The following is a 7,582-nucleotide window of genomic DNA, read 5'->3' on the forward strand; positions in this document are numbered from 1 at the left end:
GAATTTGGTGAAAAATATATGGTATTTTTATGTAAATTCGATTTTAAAAATCGTCCTGTTGACCGAAAAAGCCAATTGTTCCAGTTTGGGAAAACTAGATCAACGCCATTGGAGCGGTAGTATTCAATATTATTTAGATTGGAGGTGTTGTCTAGCGTAAATATAATAGAACAAAGATTGCAACGTAAAAAATGAGATTTTAGTAGACTATGAGTCATATTCGTGCAAAGAGGGCAGCGAATCATTGTATTCTCCATTTCATCTATTATTAAATTCTCACGGTGCAATCGAGAAATGGCGAGGATTTGCGTTACCGAAAGTGTTTCTGATCGAACCCGCAGGTGCTAATAAAATGCAGAAATATGCAGATGCGTTACATATTTTACGAAGAAAATAGAACATTATAGCCTCTTTGGCATTGGTCTCAGGAAATTCGTGACAACGTTTCCCAATGCGCATCTGACCAGAGGGGCGGACGAGGCGCAACGAGTTGTGGTTCATTGAGTTTCTCGTGGAAGCGGTAGAGCAAGACCGCTGCTATGGTTTGGGGTTGCGATGTCATGGATGCCGGGTGGGGGTGATCCAATATTGCGAGTCTTGGGCGAGGGCCGTCGTGCTGGTAAACGGGGCGTGGGCATGGGCAAGCCAGGCATAGGCGGCACGGGCGTGGACGGAGTCGGTGGTGTTGGCGACTCCGGCAAGAGCGGCAAGGCGGGTTTGAGCATAATAGCCGTTGCTGTTTTTCCAGCCGTTACCATTGGCCTCGCCAGCTTCTCTAGTCGCTTGGCGAATGGCGCTCCAGCTACTGTAATAGCGATTGGTATTCGCATTATAAACCGCGAGATTGTAGACAATTCCATCATGCGGATTGAACCCCTGCGCTAGGGGGAGCAGCGAGTTCGCAAGAAAATGCGTCTGCCAAAGTAGCACTGCCCGGGCACCGGCCACATGGTGCTGAGCCAGCATGCTCATGACGATGGCAAAAAAATCCTGCTGCCAGGGAGGGGTCACGGTACGCACGCGGTATTCGCCGGGCAGATAGCCGTAGGCTTCACCTTCGCGCGCCTGCCACAACGGGAGTTTCCGTAGCAAGAACGCCATATTGTTGGCGACCATACGGGCGAAATACTGGCGCAACACGCTATACTGAGGATCTATATAGGCCGCTTCGGCAATCTCACGCAGATCCCATGCAGCGCCGCGGAGTTGGTTCCCCGATCCGACGACGATACCTTCGCCGCCGTTGCGAGCCTGCGCCGCGGGCCAGAAGTCGGTCTCGGCGAAGCTGGCCTGGGCGTTCAGCTGGTCGAGATAGTAGCGGCGCCCGGTCAGCAGGTAGGGAATGTAGGCAAGGTCTGGCTGATGGGAGGCGTCTGGGGTCCAGCCGGTATTTCCCACCTGCTGCGTGAGGCCAGTCGTGTAGGAATGCGGGCCGCCGCGCGGATCGGTCCAGATATCCGGAAAATCGGCTGTGGTCAGGAAATTGCCGGCTTTCGGATACCACATGTGCCAGGGAACGGCGCCGGCGGCATCGGCCTGCCCGATCGCATACTCCGCGGCAATCGGGTTCTGGCTGATCAGCCAGACCGCGTTGGCGCGGGTGGTGGGGCCAATGCTGCCGCGTCCGCCCGTGGTCGGCATATATTTGGTCACGCCATCGGCGGCGAGCGGAGCGTCCCAACCCGGTTGCATGATCGCGCGCCGATACGCGATCAGCACGCTGCGTGCCGCGCCCGGATGCAACTCGTAATGGGGAATCGCGCCTAGACGTTCCAGCGCCGCGATGTCGTGCACCACGTTGATTGGCACTCGACCATTGGTGCGCAGGACAACGTGCCAGTCCTGGTATTGATGCTCCGTGAGCGGGCCGACACGATAGATCGTTTTTCCGCCAATGCTGATGCTGACGGTTTCACGCATGGCACCGCCCGACGATGTCATGGCGCGGTCATTATCAAACTGGATGTCCGCACCGATCGCACCGCTTCGATAGGCCGTCAGATCGACCACGAGGCGGAGCGAACTGACCAGCGTGCGGCTGAGCCGGACCTGGTGGGCCAGCGGGCCTTGCAACCAGGGGGACAGACGACCTGCCGCTTTTGCGCGTCGATACCAATGGCTGATGTCGATGGTGAAGGTTTGGGTTGCTCCACCTTTGGGCGTGATCACGGCATGGATGGTGATCGGGTGGGCGGCCAGCACCGGTGCGATCGCTACGATACCGCGGGCGGCGTGGCCGCTCGCGCGCAGGAGCAGGCCTGCATCGGCGGCGGCGGCGATGGGCGGTGTCCGCAAGGTGATGACCGCGAATTTGGCCGAGCCGTCCGGATAGCGCAGTTTCACGTCGGCTTGCGCGGGTTGCGTGCCGGTCTGGATCCCCACGCCGCGGGGCAGGGCGCCTTTCGGGAACATCGTGGCAAAGGTGATGAGGTGTGGTGACAGCGCGTGATGGGTCGTGTTCTCCAGCACAATCCCGGTCAGGGCGCCCCGTGCGTGAGGCACAGGAGGAGCAGCAACGAACTCCTGCGCTCGCGCGCCACCCGGCACCACAACGGCGACAAGGCCAAGGGCGATCACGAGAAATATAATTTTCATGCCCGAAGTCGCCTTGTCTCGACGCGCCGGAGCATCGCACGGGTTGCATCAAGAAGATCGCGTTCGCCACCCTCGGGCTGACCGGCGATCAGCCATAGGCCAAACAGCGACGCGGTATAGCTGATCGCGCCAATCAGGACGGCCGCACTGAGATGGATTGCCTGCCAGTGGTCGGTGCCGGGATCGTCACGCCAGCCAAGATGCAGGACAATCAGCAGCGCAGTCATCAGGGCAGCGGCGGTAACGCTGCGCCATACCCGGTCAAGCAGGGAAGTCAGTGACACGTCGAGTCGATGAACGGTTACGACGATAAGGACGATCTGGTTGACGATGTCGGTCAGTGCAATGGCAATGGCTGCGCCGGTAAGGCCATACACAGGCAACAATACGATGATCAGGCCGATGCGTATGAGGGTAACTGCTGCACCAAGTTTAAAAAGTGCTTTCATCCAGGCCCTTACGCTGAACACCACCCCGCTGATCATGCTGAAAATACTGAAGGCGTTTGCAACGCCGATAATCTGCAGCAATGGCACGGCGCTGATCCAGTTCTTGCCAAACCCGAGTTGAACGATGGGATAGGCGGTCAACGAGAGGCCTAGGCCGGCGGGAAGTGCGATAATGGTCATCAAGGCGAGCAAGCGCAGCAATAGGTTGGCGCCATTATCTCCATCGGCCTGCGCCTGGGCAAAGCCAGAGAAGGCCGAGCGGCAAAGTGGACCGACCAGTTCGGTGTTGGGCAGACCCGCAATTTCGTTGCCGAGGCCGAAAATGCCGACGGCTCCAACGCCGAGCATTTTCCCGATGATGAAATTCGTACCGTTCGAATTGAGTAGCGACACCAGGTTATTGACCCATACCCAAGCGGAATATCCGGCCATGCGGCGCCAGGCAGCGAGGCTAAGCTGCGGGCGAAACGGGTGTAGCTGATAGGTCATGATCGTTGTCAGCGCTTGGTTGGTCAGTAGCGCGATAATCAGCGCCCAGTAGGACCGCAGAATGAAGCTGAGAATGATGCCGATCACAGTCTGGACAATTCTCGGGATGATTTTCAGGACAAATTCACGATCGAAGGCGATGAACCTGCGGAAATCGACCACTCCGATATTCTCTACCGCGCCTAGCGCGCTGATCGCGGCCACTGCCAGCAGCACAGGTGCTAAATCCGGATTGTGGAACAGGGCAGCAATCGGAAACGCGCCAATAGACAGAACCAGCGCGACGCCGAAGCCACGGATGAGGTTTATGGTAAAGCCGGTATCGTAGAGAGCGCGATCGGGATTGGGATCACGAATGATTGCGTTTTCGACGCCAACTTCACAAAGTTGGCCAAATCCGTGCGCGAAGCTGAACGCGAGCGCGACAATGCCGAAATCGGCCGGCGTGAGCAGACGCACCAGGATCAGCGTGCTGAACAGGCCGATGAACCGGGTGCAGAACCGCCAGCCAATCACCCATCCGGCGCCGCGCGCCGTGCGGCTGAGGATCGAGCCTTCGCCGGCCAGGCTGGCGAGGCCGGCGTCCTGCGAGGCCGTGCCGTCCCGCGGGCCGGCGGATCCAGGGTCAGCTGTCATGGGGCACCCGGCGCTGGTGCTGCCAGTCGGCCAGGAAGCTGTCGAGCACCAGAAGGTGCCAGAGCAGCGCGGTATGGTCGCGCCGGCCGCTCGCATGGGCATCGAGCAGGCGGGCCACGGCGGGGCCATCGAACCAGGTGCTGGCCAGGAGGGCGGATTGCGGGCCGCAGAGCATCTCCCGCAACTGCGGCGCCGCCTTGCGCATGTCCGGGCCGAGCGTGGCGGCGAACCCCTGTTTCGGGCGATTCATGACCGAGGCGGGCAGCAGCGACGCCGCCACATCGCGCAGGATCGCCTTGCCGCGGCCGCCGCGCAGCTTCAGATCCGCCGGCAGCGCCAAGCCGAAAGCCAGCAGCGTCGGGTCGAGCAGCGGGCATCGCACCTCGAGGCCGACCGCCATGCTCGTGCGGTCGGTCTTGACCAGGATGTCCCCGGGCAGCCAGGTTTCGAGGTCGATCCGCTGGGCCACGCGCAGCGCATCGTCGTCCTCATGGTCGGCGGCGACGGCATGAAAGCGCGTGGCGGGGTCGTGACCCTCGATATCGCGGCGGAAGCCGGCGCTGAACAAACCGTGGCGCGTCGCGGCCTCGCTGCGGCCGACGCTGCGGTAATACGCCTCGGCGGAGTCGAGGCTGAGTTCGGTAAGCGTCGATTTCGCCCGCAGCCAGCGCGGCGCGGCGTCGAGCTTCGGATAGGCGCGGGCGATCGTGCCGATCACGCGGCGTCGGACCGGCCCGGGCAGCATGCGCCGCGCCGCGTCGGTAAGATGATGGAACCGGTATCGCCGATACCCGCCGAATGCCTCGTCACCGCCATCGCCGGACAGGGCGACGGTGACGTGACGCCGCGCCAGGGCCGCGACGGCGCGGCTCGGCACCGAGGAATGATCGCCGAACGGTTCGCCGAACATCGCGGCCTGGGCCGCGGCATCGCCGAGGATGGTGTGAGCCGACATCTCCGCGGTTTCGTGCTCGGCCCCGCAGTGGCGGGCGATCTCGCTGGCGGCCTCCCGTTCGTCGGCCTCTGGGAAGCCGATCGTGAAGCAGCGGAGCGGCCGGTCGGTCCGGCGCGCCGCGAGCGCGACGACGCAGCCCGAATCGATGCCACCCGACAGGAACGCGCCGAGCGGAACATCGGCGATCATTCGCCTGGCCACGGCATCCTCGAACAATCCGCCCATGACACCGGCGGCCTCGCGCGCGTCGGCCGGCGGATGGGCGCGCGGCAGGCTCCAGTAGCGGAACGGGGCCGGCAGCGGCCGGTCGGCCTCGATCAGCATCGCATGGGCGGGCGGCAACTTGCGGATGTCGCGGAATGCGGAGGCGGGGTCGGGAATATAGCCGAGGGCAAGAAAATCCTCGATCGCCGTCGGGTCGAGCCGGTCGGTCAGGCCCGGCACCGGCCTGAGCGCGGCGAGTTCCGAGCCGAAAGCCAGCGTGCCGTCCGGCGCCGTGCCGTAATAGAGGGGCTTCTTGCCGATCCGGTCGCGGGCGAGCAGAAGCTGGCGCGTCCGCCGGTCCCACAGCGCGAAGGCGAACATGCCATCGAGCCGGTCGAGCACCCCCGCACCCCATTGGCGCCAGCCATTGAGGATGGTTTCGGTGTCCCCCCGCGTGCGGAAGCTCTGGCCCAATACCGCCAGTTCGGCGGCAAGCTGCCGGAAATTGTAGATTTCCCCGTTGAACACGATGGTCTGCGCCCCGTCGGCGCTGTGCATCGGCTGCGGGCTGCCGGCCAGGTCGATCACCGCAAGCCGGCGGAAGCCGAGCCCGATCTGTCCGTCGAGCGCGAGCCCTTCGGAGTCGGGGCCGCGATGCGCGATCGCATCGGTCATGCGCTGGAGAAGGGCGCCATCGACCGGACCGGACCGGGCAAAAACAGCGTCGCTCCGAAATAATCCGGTCAGGCCGCACATAGGTCCAAATGTCCGAGACCGGTCATATCGTCATTGTCAAAAATGGAAGCTTTCACGGTTTTTTTACGATACAAAACAATAATAGGTCATAGTTGAATTTCGCTATAATTATATCATAATTTCACATTGACAATGCGTCTTGTGAGGCGAATGTAAGACGTCGTTTCAACAAGCATCGCGGGTGAATTGAGATCGGAATGCTGTCGCGTCTGAGTGCCGCGGCAAGACACATGCGCCGCGAGGATGCTGAACGGCTCGCCTGGCCGAAGGCGGCGCTGCTGATTTTTCTTGTCTCGGTCGCGGCCTGGGCCGTCATTCTCGGATTGATCATCTGGGTCTGAGGTCTCCGTTTGGCGCGCACGGCGCGAGGAGGCCGAGCCAGTCCGCCGTCATCCGCGCCACATCGAACAGCGTCTCGGCCCGGCGGCGATTGGCCGCGCCGATCACGGTCAAATCCATCGTCCCGGCCGCCCTGAAGGCGCCGGCCAGCGCCTCGTCGCTGCAATGGGCGAGCAGAGGCCGGTTTTGTTCGGAAACCATGGCGCGAATATCGCCCACCGCCGTCGCGATCACGGGCAGCCCGCTCGCCATCGCCTCGATCACGGAGAGCGGCATCTGCTCGGTGTCCGAGGACAGCGCGAACAGATCCGCCGCGCGATAGAGCGGCGCCGGATCGGCGATGTCGCCGAGAAATTCGACATCCAGCGACAGGCGGGCGGCGAGATCCCGCAGCGCGGCACCCTCGGGGCCGTCACCGGCGATGAGCAGGCGCGGCCGCGGCGTCAGGTCGGCCAGAGCGAGCGCGCGCAGCAACCGGCCGAGATTTTTCTCCGCCCGCAATCCGGCGACGCAGAGCACCGTCAGCCCGCTCCCCTCGGTCCGGGCCGGCGCGGCGGGATGAAAGCGCTCGAGGTCGATGCCGTTGGCGATGTAGTGGAGGCGCTGCGGCGGCAGGCGCCAGACCTGCCGGGCGATGTCGTTCAGTGTCGACGAGGGCACGACCACCTCGCTGCGCCGCAGCGCGATCCGCCGCGTGAGGACGCGGCGGCGCAACTGGCTCTGGCGCTCCTCCGGCCCAAAACCGTCCTCGGTGTGGATATGCCGGCGAATTCCGGCGAGCGGCCGGGCCATCGCCCATTCGATCGAGCCCCAGTTGCTCGTGATCAACAGGTCCGGGCCGATCTCCCGCAGCATCGCGCGGATGCTGCGCAGTCGCCCGGGCAGCGAGGGGGCCGGCGCGGGCGGATCGATGAAGGTGACGTCGAGGCCGGGATCGAGATGGCTCCGGCAGCCGGTCTGCCGGTCGAGTGCTACGATCGCGTGGCGGAACCGCGCGCCGAAGCGGTTGGCCAGCGTCGCCATGCGCATCTGCGCGCCGCCGACGGCGAAACTCGGGAAGACATGCAGGATCAGCATCGCGGCGGGCGGCGTCATGAGCGCGTGGCGAGGGCGATGATGCGCGCCGCATTCTCGTCCCAGAGATAGGGGTGCGACAGCA

4 protein-coding genes are annotated in these 7,582 nt (G+C 62.9%); all 4 read right to left on the reverse strand.

The features are described from left to right. Positions 1–558: 558 nt before the first annotated feature. Complete coding sequence (locus tag APM_RS00760) at positions 559–2,595, reverse strand: hypothetical protein (RefSeq protein ID WP_007421446.1); 2,037 nt, start codon at positions 2,593–2,595, stop codon at positions 559–561. Then, positions 2,592–4,169 (reverse strand): lipopolysaccharide biosynthesis protein, encoded by a 1,578-nt coding sequence (locus APM_RS00765; RefSeq protein ID WP_007421447.1) that lies wholly within the window; start codon positions 4,167–4,169, stop codon positions 2,592–2,594. The genes APM_RS00760 and APM_RS00765 overlap by 4 nt, the downstream gene beginning before the upstream one ends. Beyond that, positions 4,159–6,084, reverse strand: a complete 1,926-nt coding sequence (asnB, locus tag APM_RS00770) for an asparagine synthase (glutamine-hydrolyzing) (protein WP_007421448.1) — start codon at positions 6,082–6,084, stop codon at positions 4,159–4,161. The genes APM_RS00765 and asnB overlap by 11 nt, the downstream gene beginning before the upstream one ends. Positions 6,085–6,411: 327 nt before the next feature. Continuing rightward, positions 6,412–7,582, reverse strand: a 1,171-nt coding sequence (locus APM_RS00775; protein WP_241763084.1) for a glycosyltransferase family 4 protein, incomplete at its 5' end; no start/stop codon positions are given.

Origin of the sequence: Acidiphilium sp. PM, from assembly GCF_000219295.1 — a bacterium.
GTDB lineage: Bacteria > Pseudomonadota > Alphaproteobacteria > Acetobacterales > Acetobacteraceae > Acidiphilium > Acidiphilium multivorum.